Below are 16,198 nucleotides of genomic sequence, written 5' to 3'. Positions count from 1 at the left end.
TCAGAGTTTGAAATGCAAAATTAAAAATTAAAAAGCGATGATTAATTTATTAATTTTGCATTTTAAACTTTTTATCAGCTGTCGTTCTGACCAAATCATCAACCAGCGGCATCTGACAGGGTAAAAACGCTTTTAGCGTTGTCTCCGGTTGGCTGTATTAAAACAAAGTATGACCATTTGGATTACCCTTAAGCTGTCGATGTTTAATCTTAACCCTCAAGCGATATATGGAGAGGAGGTGACTGGGGAAGAGGTGAAAAGCAAAAATGGGGTGTTAGTAATTACCTTTTTTCCAATCCACAATCTACAATCCACAATCCACAATCCAAAATTGGTATGAGCCGATGAGTCAGGCAGAAGGGAGCAAACTCAAACTGATGGTGGTTGATGATGAGCATGACAACCTAGATTTGCTTTATCGAACATTCCGCCGAGATTTTCGAGTCTTCAAAGCCGACAGTGCCGCCTTGGCGCTGCAAGTATTGGAGGCAGAAGGGGAAATGGCTGTGATTATCTCTGACCAGCGAATGCCCCAGATGAACGGCACGGAATTTTTAAGCAAAACAGTTGAGCGCTTCCCTGATACAATTCGCATCCTGTTAACCGGATACACCGATGTTGAAGACTTGGTGGATGCAATTAACTCAGGTCAGGTATTCAAATACATCACCAAACCCTGGAACCCAGAGAACCTGAAAGCAGTAGTTCAACAAGCCTCAGAAACCTACAAGGTTCTAAAGCAAAGAACAAACGAACTGCGCCGTGCTTTGCGACGAGAAGAACTGTTTAATGCGGTGACAACTGCCATTCGGGAGTCACTGGACTACAACAGTATGCTGCAAACGGTTGTCAATACAATCGGTCAGACATTTGAGGCAAGCCGTTGTATTCTCAGACCAGTAGAAGGCGATCGCTTGACGAGCGAAGCCTTCTCATACCAAGATCCTAATGCCGCCGCTAGTCAATTCCCTAATATTGATTCCGCCCTCGAAGCTGCCCTTGAGACTCACCAAACACAATTGGCTCAAGGCGAAGAACAAGGAACGCAATACACCCATCTAGTTGTACCCCTGATCTACCAGCAACAGCAGCAATCAGTTCTCTGCCTCTATCAGGACACTCAAAATGGGATGTGGGAACCCCAAGAAGTGCAGCTAATTGAAGGTGTTGCCGAACAAGCAGCATTGGCAATTTCTCAGGCAAAACTCTACCAGCGCACGCAACAGCAGGCTCAGCAAATGCGCGCCGAACTAGAGGTAGCACGGCAAATCCAAAACAACCTACTGCGGCAAAGCTGGCCAGAAGTAGAAGGTCTTAAGGTACAAGCCTGTTGCGTAGCAGCTAGAGAGGTGGGGGGTGATTTTTTTGAAGTATATTTCCATCCCCAAGGCGACATCTGGCTGGCAGTAGGAGATGTATCTGGTAAAGGCGTACCAGCCGCGTTATTTATGGCTAGTGCGATTTCCGTGTTGCGCCGGGAACTGGCTCAAGAAATTTCTCCGGAGCCAGATGTCGTAATGCGGAATTTAAACAGTATTATGTCAGATGATTTAGTCAGCACTAACTGCTTTATTACAATGGTGCTGGCTCGTTATACCCCAGCAGATCATACTCTCGTCTATGCCAATGCTGGTCACATCTATCCCCTCATATGGTCGCATCAAGCAGTGTTGCAACAATCAGCACAACTTGAGGACTCGGCACTTGAGCCAAATTTCCTGAAGACTCGTGGCATTCCTCTAGGGATTCTACCAATCTGGAAAGCCAAGCAGGGACAGGTAACTTTAAATGCAGGGGAAATATTCTTGCTGACGAGTGACGGGATCACCGAAGCGACTGTCACTCAGTCGAGCGAACCGGGTCAATCGGATGTTGGTGGGAGCTTGGAACCCCAGGGTAGTATGCTGACACAAGATGGTCTTTGGAAACTTCTTAGGCAAGAGCCAGCGCCTTTCAATTTGACCAACTTATTAGCCCGGATTCGAGAACAGACGAACAACGTTCAGGAAGACGACCAAACTATACTCTCTCTGGAGGTTCTTTAAATAAATGAGAACTGAGCTGCACGTACCAAGTGACTTAAAGTTTTTGACGATTGTCGAAAGCTGGCTGCTGGGCTGTTTGGAAGTTGAGCTGACTGACTCGGTTGATTGGCCTCGTCAATCGAATCGCTTACGATTGGCTTTGGTGGAGGCATACTCAAACGTGGTGCGTCATGCTCATAGAGATCAACCAAATCTGCCAGTGTTGATTCGTCTGGAGCTGAAAGATCGGGATATTGCTCTAGAAATTTGGGATCACGGTCAGGGATTTGATTTATCAACTTATCTACCACCCAACCCGGATGATAAACAGGAAAGCGGCTATGGTTGGTTAATTATGAACCGACTGATGGACAGGGTGGAATACCGCTTACAGGTAAATGGTCGCAACTGTCTGAAGCTGGAAGCAAGCTTACCAGAGGCAACTAAAGCTTAGGGACGTATCAACGAATATTCAATTAGGGTGTCTTACAGTTAAACACAGGGGACTCAAGCAAAGCTTTTGACCTAAAATTTGCTTAACTTTTAAAGCTGGTTGTTGGCAATGGGGATGGGATAGCTTTGTAAAGGAGTTTCAAGAAAAAAACGTGTTTGTCAAGTTTTACTAAGAAGAATTGATTTAATCTAATTAATATTTACTATTTGAAAAAGTTAAGACATTAAATTTTAATCTTGCGTTGGCGATCGCTATGAAACAGTTGTTTCCCCTGGCTCCACGTTACCGCCTTGATGATGAATCACCCTGGCTGGAGGGAATCGATCCAGCACGCTACTACTGGATTGCGGTAAATGGCGATCGCACTCTGAAAGTAGCAATTCCTGGCTTAAATGTATGCTCTCTGGATGAGTGGAAGCAAAAAATTCGGCTGTTTAGAGCTATGCAGCCAGAGGAGCAGATGAGGATAGAGCGGACAACCTGTTTTTGTACCATTCACTGTATCAGCGAAAACTGCTTTGCGGTAGCGTCTGTTGTGAATGGCGCACCCGTATGGCACCTTTTTGACCAAGAAACACTCGAAAGTCTCTTGCGGACAAGTCACCCAGATTGGGTATGCGCTCCCAAGGATCTAGAGTTATGGCGTGAGATGTTGGCGCTTTCTTGGCAACAATCAGCAGTAGCCTAACTCCTATATTGCACCTACGCTGCAACGCCAGCCAGCGATTCAAATCGCTGGCTGGCGTTGCCTAAAACATTATCTTTTCAGCAATGCCGAACCCGGAATGCCAATTGGGAGGTGCCTGCTTTCTCTTCAAATTTAAGTGTATTAGCGAAGCCAACACAGCAGGCATTCTCAGTCTGTGACTCTTAACGAGAGACAATATCGTTTAGCGGCGTAGATTTAAGAGTTCTTGGGGAGATGCCAAGAGTTTGATGGTGGCGGAAATAATTTGATGTTCTGGGTTAAGGATAAATAGCCAGGAGACGTTGATACCAAAGACAGGTGTTTGCACTTTGCCGCTGACTTGGACTTGTGTATTAGTGTCTTCTAAAGTTTCGGCAATTCCCTGACGGGGAGAAAGTGTAAATCCTTGGGCTTCTGCTTTCAGGTAAGATGCGATCGCATCTGGCCCCACTATCGGCGACTCAAACGGAGGATTCATTGCTCCATCTTCTGCAAATAAAGCAGCTGTTGCTTCAAACTCACTTGCGTTCATCGTTTCAAAGTAACGCAGTACCACTGGCTCATTTAGTCCTTCAATTTTCAACTCAGTGGTAGAAACAGATTCGGTTGCGGGCAAATTGTCGGCAAGTGTCATCAGTTTAAGAAGAAACCACGCTATTAGTATTAAACAAAAAAGCAGGTTTATACCTGCTCTTTTAGAGGGATTTTCCCAAAATGTTCTCATTAGACATTTTTATAAGAAAAACAGTACAGAAAAGCTAAACTATATAGTTTTTTATTGACGTTAGAATGAAATTCGGATAATTAAAAACGTATCCAAAATGAGTGTGAAAGTTTCCGTCAGCAGCAGTCAGGTGAAGCAACTCGCCTTGGAGTTGGGATTCCACAAGGCGGGAATTGCGGCTGTAGATGGGGCAGCAGACGGTTTAGAGGCGCAGAGATTGCAGGCGTGGCTGGCACAAGGCTATCAGGCAGATATGGAATGGATGGCGAATCCCAAGCGTCAGGATATTCGCCTGGTGATGCCAGAGGCGCGATCGCTTATTTGTGTTGCCCTCAACTATTACACGCCTCAGCAGCGTCCCGAAGGCAGCGAGTATGCGAAAATTTCCCGTTACGGTTGGGGACGGGATTATCACAAGGTTTTGCATAAAAAGTTGAAAGCACTAGCTAACTGGCTCTGTGAACAAGGCGAAGGTATTCAGGCGCGTTACTATGCTGATACTGGGCCAGTGCAAGATAAAGTCTGGGCGCAGCAGGCTGGGATTGGCTGGATTGCCAAAAATGGGAATGTCATTACGCGAGAGTACGGTTCTTGGGTGTTTTTGGGGGAAGTTTTGACTAACCTCGACTTAACGCCTGACTTGCCTCATACTGAACATTGTGGGACTTGTACTCGTTGTCTAGATGCTTGTCCTACGGGTGCAATTACTCAGCCCTTTGTGGTAGACGCTTCGCGGTGCATCGCTTACCACACGATTGAGAATCGAACTCAAAAGTTGCCGGATGCGATCGCGCCCCATTTACAAGGCTGGGTTGCTGGTTGCGATATCTGCCAGGATGTTTGCCCTTGGAACCAGCGTTTCGCTAAGCCTACTGACCTTACAGAGTTTCAGCCTTATCCTGAAAATGTGGCTCCCACTTTAACAGAATTAGCTGAAATTTCTGATGAAGAATGGGATCGTCGGTTTCCAGCCTCAGCCCTGCGGCGGATCAAACCAGAGATGTTGCGGCGCAATGCCAGAACAAATCTAGAAGCTTCAGGCAACTAAACCAATAAAATAGGGTGGAGAAGTGGGCGGTACACAAAACAAAATTTATCCCAAGTTAAGATACACCCAAACCGATGACCGAAAAAGCCATTATTTTTGATTTTGATGGCACAATTGCTGATACGTTCGATGCCATTGTGAGTATTACTAATTGTTTAGCCTTAGAATTTGGTTATAAGCTAGCCACTCTAGAGGATATAGAACAATTCCGAAATTTAAGTTCTAGAGAAATTATTCACAAATCTGGCGTTTCCTTCTTTAAGTTACCCTTTCTGCTGAGGAAAGTTAGAGCAGGCTTAAATAATAAAATTCAAGAGCTAAAACCATTTCCCGGAATTAAAGAAGCTCTTATAGAGCTAAAAGCTCAAGGTAATACTTTAGGAATTATTACTTCTAATTCCCAAGATAATGTGATATTATTTTTGGAAAATAATGTATTTTTAGAAATTTTTGATTTTCTTTACTCAGCTCCTACTGTTTTTGGCAAGCACAAGGTAATAAATAGTTTTTTAAAACAACATAACATCAAACAACAAGATGTTATTTATGTTGGAGATGAAACTAGAGATATAGAAGCAGCTAGAAAAAGTAATGTGAAAGCGATCGCAGTCAGTTGGGGGTTTAATTCCAAAGAAGTGTTAGCCAAGCATAATCCAGATTTTCTAATTTACAATCCCCACGAATTGATTGAAGTTATAGAAAGCTTGAAAAAATAGGGTTTTTAAAAACAAGGCGCAGGATTAGATTACCAAATTTGTAGAAGCAAATAGGTTGGGTTGAGGTAACGAAAACCAAAGCTAATATTGGGTTTATTGGGTTTAGGAGCATCCCTTCACCTGTCCTTCCAAAACTTTTCCTGCTGTTAGGTAGTGCCGAAAGTCATTCCTAATTTGTACAAGTTCTTGGTGTTCAAATTCTGTCATAGTTTCTAGCGATAATAAAGGCGTGAATGAGCCGTCGTACTGCTCTTGAAATCTTAAAAAACGATGAACATCGTCTAGAGATAAATTGCGGGCGTTTAGTGTTGTCATAAGTTAATCAATAGCTAATGGTAATAAACTTAGTCATTAGTCATTAGCAATGAGCTAATGACTAATGACTAACGCGAGGTAATTGCCATGCCAGTTTGTGGATCGAAGAAATGAATTTTTTCTGGTGTTAAGGATAACCACAAACGATCGCCTATTTTCACCTCTTTGTCTGGTGGGATTCGGACTTGTAAGGGAGATGTGGTAGGTGAATCAAGCAAAGTTACAGATAAATAAGTTTCGTTGCCTAGTGCTTCCACCAAATCGACTCGTACTTGTAGATTTTTAGGGGCGGGAACGCCGATACTTAAGTGTTCGGGACGGATGCCTAAAGTAAGCGATCGCGTGTCGTATTTTTGCAGTGTCGATGCCCAAATATCAGGTAAGGTGAGGCGAAACTGAGAATGGGTAATTAACAAGGGGGCTTTCACCTGTACTGGGAGAAAATTCATCGGGGGAGAACCGATAAATTCCGCCACAAAGCGGTTAGCAGGATGGTTGTAAATTTCCAAAGGTGCGGCGATTTGCTGGATTTTACCGTGATTCATCACCGCAATGCGATCGCCCATCGTCATCGCTTCAGTTTGGTCGTGGGTGACGTATATTGTTGTCGTACCTAGTTGTCGCTGAAGCTTGACAATTTGGGCGCGAGTTTCCGCCCGGAGTTTAGCATCTAAGTTAGATAAGGGTTCGTCCATCAAAAACACTTGGGGGTTACGTGCGATCGCTCGTCCCAATGCAACTCGCTGCTTTTGTCCTCCCGATAGTTGTTTTGGCAACCTGTTTAAGAGTGGCTCAATTTGCAACAATTGAGCAACCGTCCGTACCTGCTCATTAATCGCTTTCTCGCGTTCGGGTATGTAGCGAAGATGTTTAGGAAGCGATCGCGTCATCTCCACCAACAGATTTTCCGCCCAAATTGGCAAAGAGGACTTAGGAGTGAGTGAAGGGTTTTTCTCCCCTTCTCCCCCTCTCCCTGTGCGTCGCAATCCAAAGGCGATGTTGTCATAAACTGTCATGTGGGGATAGAGGGCGTAGCTTTGAAACACCATCGCGATGTCTCGTTCCTTCGGCGGTAAGTCGTTCACCAAGGAGTCGCCTACCCAGATATTGCCGCCAGTCAACTCTTCGAGTCCGGCAATAATCCTTAACAGGGTACTTTTGCCGCAACCAGAAGGCCCCACCAACACCATAAACTCACCATCTTCCACCGTCAGATGAATCCGTCGCAAGACATTCGTATTTCCAGTGGGCGAAGACTTGTCTGCTTCATCTACTGATGTCAGCATTTCTGCCGTTACTGGTGCGACAACTTCCCCTTTACGAACGGAAAAGCTTTTGTAAACGTTCTCTATAACAACTTTTGCCACGATAAATCAATATCCACTACCAATCTATTCTCGGTTACTTACAAAGGAGCGCAACAATCAGCGTTGCACATTGATTGGATGAGGCAACTGGTAACGTATAACACTCTTCTAAGCAGTTGAGGTAGGCTATTAACCCCTATCGCCCGATACAACCCTTTAGCCTATGGGCTTATCCGAGCCGTATTACCCCCATTGCCTACCCAACAGCTAAATAAAATCTAAATCGAAAATAAAGATCCTGCTTAAACTTGCTATTAGCTATCGGCTAGTTTATGATTGATTAATCAGTCAATCAATATTAAACGATGCCTGCACGGGATGAGCAAGACTTTGAGAGTCGGCGACAGCAGATTATTGACGGTGCTTTGGAAGTCTTTGCCAGCAAAGGCTTTGAGAAGGCGACCAACAAAGATATTGCCCAAGCCTCTCAGATTGGCTCACCTGGACTGATTTACCACTACTTCAAGGATAAAAGCGACCTGTTCCAGCAGGTAGTACAACAACGCATCCCTTTGCTGCAATTACTCACCCACAGCGAAGAGATGATGACCAAACCACCGCAGGAAACACTTACCCTCTTTGCCAGCACGTTTCTCAAGATAGTGGATAATCCCACTGCGATCGCGCTGATGAAGCTGATGTTAGGTGAAGCAACTCGCCGCCCTTTGGTTGCTGAAATGATTAATACCATTGGGCCTGGGCGCGGTTTTGCCTTCTTAACTCGTTATCTAGAAAAGCAGATGGATGCAGGTGTGCTGCAAACCATGAATCCAGGGGCAGCAGCACGATGTTTTATTGGCCCTTTGATCGCTTACGTTCTTTCGCGAGAGGTTTTTCCACAGCCTGATGCCCAGGATTTAAGCCCGCAGACGATGGCGACGACGGTGGTTGAAGTTTTTTTGTGGGGCATGGAAAAAGGCAATCCTTTAAAAGGAGATGGGGAATAGGAGCGTTAAGAGTTAGGAGTTAAAAGCTACGAGTTATTAATCCCTCACTCCTAACTATTTGTTGATTAATCAATCAATCAAAAAGGAGTTGTTTTTATGACTATCAACACAACATCCACTCAGAATCAGGAAACAACCAAAACCCACGAGGTAATAGATGTACAGCAGACAGATTGCTGCATCGTAGGCGGGGGGCCTGCGGGTGCTGTTCTGGCGCTACTTCTGGCGCGTCTTGGGATTGGGGTGATGTTGCTGGAGGCGCACAAAGACTTTGATCGCGACTTCCGGGGGGATACACTTCACTCTTCAACTATGGAGATTATGGAACAACTGGGACTAGCTGACCGTTTGCTCCAGCTACCTCACAGCAAAATTCGTCAAATGAGCATTATTACCCCGTCAGGTTCGCTAACGCTTGCCGACTTCAGTCGCCTCAAGACTCCCTACCCGTACATTACGATAATGCCGCAGGTGCGATTCTTGGAATTGATCGTGGAGGAGGCAAAACGTTACCCTAACTTTGTGCTGGTGCTGGGTGCAAACGTGCAGGAGCTAGTTGAAGAAGATGGTGAGATTCGGGGCGTGCGATATCGGGGACACGGTGGCTGGCACGAAGTGCGATCGCGTCTTACAGTCGGCGCGGACGGTCGCCACTCCAAAATGCGTCAACTGGCTGGCTTTGAAGTTATCAGCACCTCACCCCCGATGGATGTCCTCTGGTTCCGCTTACCGCGTCATCCAGAAGACCTAGAGGGTCTGATGGGTCGCATTGGTAGCGGTAAGATAGTGGCTATGCTTGACCGTTCCGACACCTGGCAAGTTGCGTATGTTATCCCCAAAGGCGGCTACCAGCAGATTCGCGCTGCGGGTCTGGAGGCGCTGCGCGAAGCAATTGTAGAGGTGGTGCCAGAATTTAGCGATCGCGTGCAGCATCTTCACGACTGGTCGCAGATTGCCTTTCTCAGTGTCGAGTCGAGTCGCTTAAAGCGTTGGTATCGTCCAGGGCTGCTGCTCATCGGTGACGCTGCTCACGTAATGTCGCCTGTCGGGGGAGTTGGTATCAACTACGCCATTCAAGATGCAGTTGTAGCGGCAAATGTACTGAGTAAGCCGCTGAGGACGGAGCAGTTAAAACTGAGCGATTTAGCGGCGGTGCAGCGTCGGCGCGAGTTACCGACACGAACTATACAGGCATTTCAGTCTTTTGCCCAGAAGCAAATTATTGCCCCGGCGATCGAGCCGAATCGGCAATTTAAACTGCCAGCAATCCTCCGCTTGCCGATTTTACGCGACCTTCCGGCGCGATTAATAGCCTTCGGGATTTTGCCTGCTCATGTTAATTAGTTATGGCTCAATAACTAATAGCTAAGAGGATGTCCCAGAATCAAAAGTTAATTTAATCCCCTCCAGCCGCTGTGCTAGAGAAAAAGGGGGAGAATCAAGTCTTAGTCCCCCTTTTTAAGGGGGATGCAAGGGGGGGGATCTCCACCATCTAAGCGTGTTGATGATGACTTTTCAGACATCCTCTAATGGAAAGAGAAAACAATTAGCCATTAGCTACTGACCAATAACTACATTGACGATTTTTTCGTCAGCGTTGAGTTGAAGAATGCGATCGCCTGTCCCATCTTTCCCCCAAAACCTGATTGAATCTATGGGACTTCGCACTACTCGCTCTCGATTCGTCAGCAGTATTACCGCCTCTCCCTTTCTAGCTGGTACCATTCCCAGCAAAACATCAGTTTTATCAGTAAACTGCATCACCTGAGTTCCAATGTCGCCCAAATTTCCCAATCTCAGAGTATTTTCAGGCAAGCGTTTAGCGTAACCCAACCCAGAAACCAGCAATACACTATCATCAGGACGCAGCGTTACACACCCGACAACTTGCTCACCACGCCGCAACCGCGATGCTTGCACCCCCATCGTTGCTCGTCCCATTGCCGGGAACTGTTCCTCAGTAACTTCCACCTTGAGCAAGCGTCCGCCAGTAGTTGCCAAAATTAAATGTTCGCCGCTTTTAGTCAGGTTGACATACTTCAATTCATCATCTTCTTTCAATTTAATTATCGTCAAGCCCCGACCGGAAATATTAGCAAGTTCTACCATTGGTAAACGCTTAATTTTCCCCTGTTTGCTCAAAAGAATTAAGTCGGCGTTTTCCGGCTCTTTTGGTAAAACAAAGTGGGAAACAATTGTTTCAGCAGCAGCTTGAGCAGAACTAGACAACAATGTTATGAGTGGCGTGCCTCGCGACTGTCCAGTTGTGGGCGGAATATCGCGAACTTTGACCGGGTAAGCTTTGCCGCCACCAGTCAGAACTATTAATTCTGCTGTAGTGTCAGTCTGCTCTAATTGCACCACAAAATCATCTGGACGACTTCCACCGTTACCCTTACCAGACGCTGATTTATTTCCACTTTTTGACAGTCGCCGCACATACCCGCGGCGGGTAAATTCCAGAGTAACTTCTTCTGAGGGTTGTGTATTGTCTGTTGTTTGTTGTGGGTTGTCGGCTGTAGTTTTTTTGTCAGTTTTTCGTTCTTTAGTTTCAGTCGTTTGCCGCGACTTACGAGGGACAACTATTTTGGTGCGACGCGCATCTGCGAATTTACGTTTGAGAGTTCGCAAATCTTTCTTCAAAGCTTTCAGCAATTCATGGCGATCGCTTAGTAAAACCCGCAATACTCCTATTCTCTCTGAAAGTTGCTCAAGCTCAGCTTGTAAGTTTTGCCTCTCCAACCCCGTCAGGCGGCGCATTGGCATTGCCAGAATTGCATCTGATTGCACTTCGCTGATGTTCAACCGTTCTTGCAGGGAGATTTTCGCACTGCTACCATCAGGAGCATTTCTCAGAATTTCAATCACAGCATCCAGCTGAGATAAAGATGCTACCAACCCTTGCACAATGTGGAGGCGTTTTTCTGCCTCCCCTAACTCGTGACTATACTGCCGAGTCAGGGTTTGTTCACGGAAACTGATAAACTCGTGCAACATTTCGCGCAGTGTCAATTGGCGCGGTTGTCCGTCTACCAACGCCAGCAAAATCGCTCCAAAGTTGGTACACAGCGCAGTTTGCTTGTAGAGATTACTGAGGACATCTTGAGGGTTGGTGTCTCGTTTCAGTTCTACCACCACGCGCATACCATCGCGATCGCTCTCATCCCGCAGATCGGCAATGCCCTCGATTCGACCATGATTGACCAGTTCCGCCACCTTTTCAATCCAAGATGCTTTATTCACCTGGAAAGGCAACTCTGTCACCACCAGCGCCGTCCGCCCTCGGCGACCGCGACTGGCTGGCATTTCCTCAATTGTCGCCACTCCCCGCACCGGGATAATACCGCGCCCAGTGCTGTAAGCTTCTCTAATTCCCTCCGTGCCAATAATTTCGCCCCCAGTAGGGAAATCTGGCCCCGGAACCAGCTCCCATAACTTTTCGTCCGATAAATCAGGGCGATCGATAAGGGCAATTAAACCATCCACCACCTCACCCAAGTTGTGCGGCGGTACATTAGTCGCCATACCTACGGCAATTCCAGCGCAACCATTGAGTAACAAAATTGGCAACTGTGCTGGCAGTACAGTTGGTTCCTGTTGGGAGTTGTCAAAGTTGCCAATAAAGTCAACTGTTGCCTCGCCAATTTCGCTCAAAAGCGCTTCATTGCCAATCGCCGCTAGTCGCGTCTCTGTGTAGCGCATAGCAGCTGGCGGGTCATTGTCCACCGAGCCAAAGTTACCATGACCAGCTAGTAGGGGATAGCGACTGGAAAAATCTTGCACCAGGCGCACCAAAGCGTCATAAACCGACTGGTCGCCGTGGGGGTGATATTTGCCTAAAACGTCTCCCACTACCCTCGCACACTTCCGATAAGGGCGGTCTGGAGTCAGTCCCAGTTCGTGCATAGCATACAAAATACGCCGATGAACTGGCTTTAATCCATCGCGGACATCGGGTAAGGCACGCCCGACGATCACACTCATGGCATATTCAAGATATGACCGTTGCATCTCCGCGTGTAGAGGCGTGGGGATGATCTGTCCAGTCGCCAGCAGGTTCAATTGTTTCGCCATGAGTTTTAATTCCTATTTCCTGAACACACAAAATTTTTTTGCATCTAGAGATTGATGACAAATTGCTTAGCAAATGGCAACGTGACAAAGAACCTTTCACAGTAGGATGGAAACGCAGTTATGACCACGACTCTGCACAAAAGCACCAATGAAAGGAAAAACTCGATGAAAACCGTTCTGATTGTAGAAGACGATCCGATTAATGCTCGGGTTTTTTCTAAGATTCTGAGCAAACGAGGTGGTTTGGCAGTTAAGCATACCGAAAATGTAGAAGAGGTAATGCAAATTGCCCAGTCCGGAGAAGCTGACATTATTTTGATGGATGTATCCTTGGCACACAGTGTTTACCAAGGTAAGTCGGTTGATGGCATAAAAATTACCCAAATGTTGAAAGCTGATCCCCAAACGGCCAATTTGCCTATTATCCTGGTTACGGCTCACGCTATGGAGGGCGATCGGGAAAATTTCCTTAAGCAAAGCGGTGCCGATAGCTACATTTCTAAACCAGTTGTCGATCATCAACTGTTTGTGGAGCAAATTATTGCATTGTTGCCACCACAATAGTCTTGAGTCGTAGGGGCAGTGCAATCGCCTGCCCAAAAGAGAAAGCCAAAGTATTCCACGAGAACTCGGTTGCGATCGCTTGACCAAAGACTTTAGCATCTCTGCTTTTACCTCTGGACTGGGTAAAACCCAGTTTAGTACATCTGTATTATTAAAGGAATACGTTGGCTAGTAGTGGCTGTTTGCTTATGCTTACAGCTTAATTCTGGCTGAAGCGGCTTGGCAGGGAATAGCGACAAGTGTTATCCGCCAGAAACTCCGCTCCCACGTAAGTTAAGGGATGAGTCCAAAAACCTAGCGCCGTAGCAGAAATTCTATTTTATTGTCTGCCCCCTAAGAAATTCCGCCTAGATGCTTCCACAAACTCAACCTACAATTATTCTTTCGAGGATGTTTAAAAAGTGTTTTTTCTAACGTTACCGCTTCAAGTCCCCCAATTTATGGGGATGCTGGCGGAGAAATCTAAGATTTCAGAGTTACATACATAATTTAAACATCCTCTTAAAAAGTAAAGCAGCTTAGTTCATCTATATTTCCCCAAACAAAGATTCAAATTCAGCCTTTAAGGAATTAAAATCAGCGACTCTGGCAACTAATAAATTCTCTCTTCCCGCATCCTTTAACCGCTTGTTCCAATACTGGATATTTTCTGAATTGTTCACCCAGAAGTCAACTACCGTATTTAAAACTTCTTCTAAATCCCAGCCTCGCTTAGGCGGAACAACCTCGACTGATTCTAAAAAAGCGTCAAGAGTGCATTTAGGGGTTCCCAAATATTCCACCCCAATGCTGGGGTCTTTTTGAATTATTTCCTGTTGGTGGTTGAAGAAGTATAAAACGGGAGAAACACCTAAAATTTCAAAGGTATATTTCATAGCCGTCACCTGAATCTGTTCTCTCTTTGTGAGTCATACCAATTCTTAGAAGATAGTATGGTCACATTGGTTACATCTTTAGCATCCCACTAAAGTAAATTTTATTGATGTGCAATTAAGAAAAGTATCAGCCAAAAGGAGTGCGACCCTGGTAGTAGTTTCTCTACCTTTAGATAAAATATACATCTAACTTAACCAAAGCCAGAGACTGTAATGATATTTTTAGCAAATATTTTAATTGAGATTACAAATTTTAAAGGAGAACTGGCGGCGCTGGGTGCCGCATTTTTGTGGGCGATCGCATCCGTAGTTTACGGTCGCTTGGGGCGGCAAATTCCACCCCTGGAACTAAATTTCCTTAAGGGAATAGTAGCGATCGCTCTTTTGATTCTCACCCTACTTTATTCCGGTCAGCTGCTGCCTGAAATCAACCCAACTGCACTGACATTGCTGCTACTCAGCGGCGGACTGGGAATTGGCGTAGGAGATACAGCTTATTTTTCCGCCATCAACTATCTGGGACCTAGACGCACCTTAATATTAGAAACCTTAGCACCGCCCTTAGCAGCACTGCTTGCCATGATTTTTTTACAAGAAAAGCTCAGCGGCGCTTCTTGGTGCGGTATTTTATTGACGATTTTAGGCGTTGCTTGGGTGGTGACGGAACGCTTGCCCAATTCCACCCCCAACACCACGCATCTGACTGTACGCGGGATCAGTTGGGGAATGCTTGCAGCAGTCTCACAGGCAAATGGCGCAGTCCTCTCCCGTGCAGCGCTGGCGCAGTCGAGTATCAGCCCTTTGTGGAGTACCCTGGTGCGTTTGGGAGCTGGGGTACTGGTATTGGTGCTGTGGTTGTTGCTCAAAGGTAAGCAGCAGAAGGCTCCCGAAAGTGTCCCGACGTTCAAGGTTTTACAATCTTGGCGAGTGTTGGGAGCGATCGCTTTGACTTCCTTTTTCAGCACCTACCTCGGCATCTGGTTACAACAAACTTCTCTGAAATTCGCACCCGTGGGCATTGCTCAAACTCTCACTTCCACAAGCCCTTTGTTTGTTTTACCGCTCGTAATTTTGATGGGTGAAACGGTCAGTTCCAGAGCTATTTTAGGCGTTTTAATTGCATTAGGTGGCGTGGGTTTGCTATTTAGCCTCCGGTAGGATAAGGGTTTGGCTGGGAAGCGATCGTTACTTTCTTAAAAAAGGAGTGAATGAGCGATCGTCTTAATACACTTATAAGTTTCTATACATTTTTGTAAATTTGACTATCAATATAGTTTTTCAAGATACCCAAAAGTTCATTAGAACATTTTGTAACTAATTCCATCTGCTCTTTATTATTTCGGTCAAACTCATGTGAAGTTTTTTTTGTGCCAAGTACCTCATTAAGAGTTGTTACAGTATCTCCTTTATTGCATACACCATGACTTACTAGGTTGCGAACACACCTAATTTGAGCATATTGCTGTTGTATACGTTGAGTTTTTATAGGCTCTTTTAAATCTTTTCTTGTCTTATCTACAAACTCAACCATCATTTTTTCTAGAAAATCCTTTGTTTTCAATCCTTCTCTATATGCCATAAACTCGACTAACCCATACAAACTTCCAAGTTGCAAAGGCATATCAGAAAATTGAGCAATAAGCATATATCTTTTAATGTATTCATTTAGATTATTATCGACGGGATAATTTAAAGATTTACACGTAGAACTACTAATGGAAGGTACAATATTGCATTCAAAAGATAAGCCGCATGCAAATTCCACTATAGTCTGGATTTTTCCGTTATATTCTATATTGCTAGGCTTGTTTATAGTAGCTGAATAGGCTTTAGAAATAAACTTAATAACATTGAAGCAATGAAATATTGCAGTTTCGGAATATTTATATAGCTGATCCGACTTTTTATTAATTAAGATTTGATGATTTAAAATTTCTAAAATCAACGCATGAATTAGCAGCTTTCCTTCTTTAGGAGTTGTAAGCATTTCAATCTTATGGTTTCTATCCTTAAATATTTCAATAGTATCTTTAACAGTTTCATCTGCTTGTGGATAATAATAAATCTCTCCCTGAATACCGGATGTTGCTCGATAGTGCAAAGAATGTGCTGTCATAACAGTCAAGTCGCTGGTAAGCTCCAGCGGAAGCTATCAGTTTATAATACTACTAATATACTACATTTGCAGCGTTCGTGCTGAAATGAACCCAGTTCCAGAGCTATTTTAGGCGTTTTAATTGCATTAGGTGGCGTGGGTTTGCTGTTCAGCTTGCAGTAAGAAGGCTGTTAAGAGGATGTTTTAAAAGTCGGTTAGATAGCAAAAAAGCTCACTCAGTGTAAGCTGCGAATATGTAGTACACAGCACTGAGAGAGCGTTATGAGTAAAGCTTACCCCAGTAATT

The 16,198-nt window shown here is 45.1% G+C and carries 14 protein-coding genes and 1 pseudogene; 9 read left to right on the top strand and 6 right to left on the bottom strand.

Annotation, left to right across the window (positions count from 1 at the left end):
- Positions 1–344: 344 nt before the first annotated feature.
- The 3 genes from H6F66_RS25150 to H6F66_RS25140 all read left to right on the top strand — a co-directional run bounded on the left by H6F66_RS25150 (position 345) and on the right by H6F66_RS25140 (position 3,166).
- Positions 345–2,045: a SpoIIE family protein phosphatase gene (locus H6F66_RS25150; RefSeq protein WP_190427325.1), complete on the top strand. Its 1,701-nt coding sequence runs from the start codon at positions 345–347 to the stop codon at positions 2,043–2,045.
- A gap of 4 nt (positions 2,046–2,049) precedes the next feature.
- Positions 2,050–2,478, top strand: coding sequence for an anti-sigma regulatory factor (locus tag H6F66_RS25145; RefSeq protein ID WP_190427323.1), 429 nt, complete (start codon positions 2,050–2,052; stop codon positions 2,476–2,478).
- A 253-nt stretch (positions 2,479–2,731) separates the two neighbouring features.
- Complete coding sequence (locus H6F66_RS25140) at positions 2,732–3,166, top strand: hypothetical protein (RefSeq protein WP_190427322.1); 435 nt, start codon at positions 2,732–2,734, stop codon at positions 3,164–3,166.
- 202 nt (positions 3,167–3,368) lie between these two features.
- Here H6F66_RS25140 and H6F66_RS25135 read toward each other — a convergent pair whose 3' ends face one another.
- Positions 3,369–3,800, bottom strand: a complete 432-nt coding sequence (locus H6F66_RS25135) for a ketosteroid isomerase family protein (RefSeq protein ID WP_190427319.1) — start codon at positions 3,798–3,800, stop codon at positions 3,369–3,371.
- 187 nt (positions 3,801–3,987) lie between these two features.
- Here H6F66_RS25135 and queG point away from each other — a divergent pair, with 187 nt between their 5' ends.
- Entirely contained in the window at positions 3,988–4,938 is a 951-nt protein-coding gene (gene queG, locus H6F66_RS25130) for a tRNA epoxyqueuosine(34) reductase QueG (protein WP_190427315.1), read from the top strand.
- A gap of 74 nt (positions 4,939–5,012) precedes the next feature.
- A complete protein-coding gene (locus H6F66_RS25125; protein ID WP_190427312.1) occupies positions 5,013–5,654 on the top strand; it encodes an HAD-IA family hydrolase in 642 nt (213 codons plus the stop codon).
- A 114-nt stretch (positions 5,655–5,768) separates the two neighbouring features.
- Here H6F66_RS25125 and H6F66_RS25120 read toward each other — a convergent pair.
- Together H6F66_RS25120 and H6F66_RS25115 are read right to left on the bottom strand one after the other, a co-directional pair.
- Positions 5,769–5,969, bottom strand: a pseudogene (locus tag H6F66_RS25120) (restriction endonuclease subunit R); the annotation flags it as partial.
- 68 nt (positions 5,970–6,037) lie between these two features.
- Positions 6,038–7,336, bottom strand: a complete 1,299-nt coding sequence (locus H6F66_RS25115; protein WP_347269426.1) for an ABC transporter ATP-binding protein — start codon at positions 7,334–7,336, stop codon at positions 6,038–6,040.
- A gap of 305 nt (positions 7,337–7,641) precedes the next feature.
- On the opposite strand from H6F66_RS25115, the gene H6F66_RS25110 reads away from it, so the two are divergent.
- Entirely contained in the window at positions 7,642–8,283 is a 642-nt protein-coding gene (locus H6F66_RS25110) for a TetR/AcrR family transcriptional regulator C-terminal domain-containing protein (RefSeq protein WP_190427311.1), read from the top strand.
- Positions 8,284–8,379: 96 nt separating this feature from the next.
- A complete protein-coding gene (locus tag H6F66_RS25105) occupies positions 8,380–9,627 on the top strand; it encodes an FAD-dependent oxidoreductase (protein WP_190427299.1) in 1,248 nt (415 codons plus the stop codon).
- Positions 9,628–9,840: 213 nt separating this feature from the next.
- Here H6F66_RS25105 and gyrA read toward each other — a convergent pair whose 3' ends face one another.
- Positions 9,841–12,357: a DNA topoisomerase (ATP-hydrolyzing) subunit A gene (gene gyrA, locus H6F66_RS25100; RefSeq protein ID WP_190427296.1), complete on the bottom strand. Its 2,517-nt coding sequence runs from the start codon at positions 12,355–12,357 to the stop codon at positions 9,841–9,843.
- Between the two features lie 165 nt (positions 12,358–12,522).
- On the opposite strand from gyrA, the gene H6F66_RS25095 reads away from it, so the two are divergent.
- Complete coding sequence (locus tag H6F66_RS25095) at positions 12,523–12,921, top strand: response regulator (RefSeq protein WP_190427293.1); 399 nt, start codon at positions 12,523–12,525, stop codon at positions 12,919–12,921.
- A gap of 527 nt (positions 12,922–13,448) precedes the next feature.
- On the opposite strand, the gene H6F66_RS25090 is transcribed toward H6F66_RS25095, so the two are convergent.
- Entirely contained in the window at positions 13,449–13,796 is a 348-nt protein-coding gene (locus H6F66_RS25090) for a hypothetical protein (protein WP_190427290.1), read from the bottom strand.
- Between the two features lie 213 nt (positions 13,797–14,009).
- On the opposite strand from H6F66_RS25090, the gene H6F66_RS25085 reads away from it, so the two are divergent.
- Positions 14,010–14,954: a DMT family transporter gene (locus H6F66_RS25085; RefSeq protein ID WP_190427288.1), complete on the top strand. Its 945-nt coding sequence runs from the start codon at positions 14,010–14,012 to the stop codon at positions 14,952–14,954.
- A gap of 82 nt (positions 14,955–15,036) precedes the next feature.
- Here the strand turns inward: H6F66_RS25085 and H6F66_RS25080 are convergent, their stop codons facing one another.
- Positions 15,037–15,912, bottom strand: a complete 876-nt coding sequence (locus tag H6F66_RS25080; RefSeq protein WP_190427285.1) for a hypothetical protein — start codon at positions 15,910–15,912, stop codon at positions 15,037–15,039.
- Positions 15,913–16,198: the final 286 nt, after the last annotated feature.

It is taken from the genome of Trichocoleus sp. FACHB-6 (assembly GCF_014695815.1).
In the GTDB taxonomy this organism is placed as follows: domain Bacteria; phylum Cyanobacteriota; class Cyanobacteriia; order Cyanobacteriales; family FACHB-T130; genus Funiculus; species Funiculus sociatus.
The sequence above is the reverse complement of the archived record's forward strand: the minus strand, read 5'-3'. Positions and strand labels throughout refer to the sequence as shown.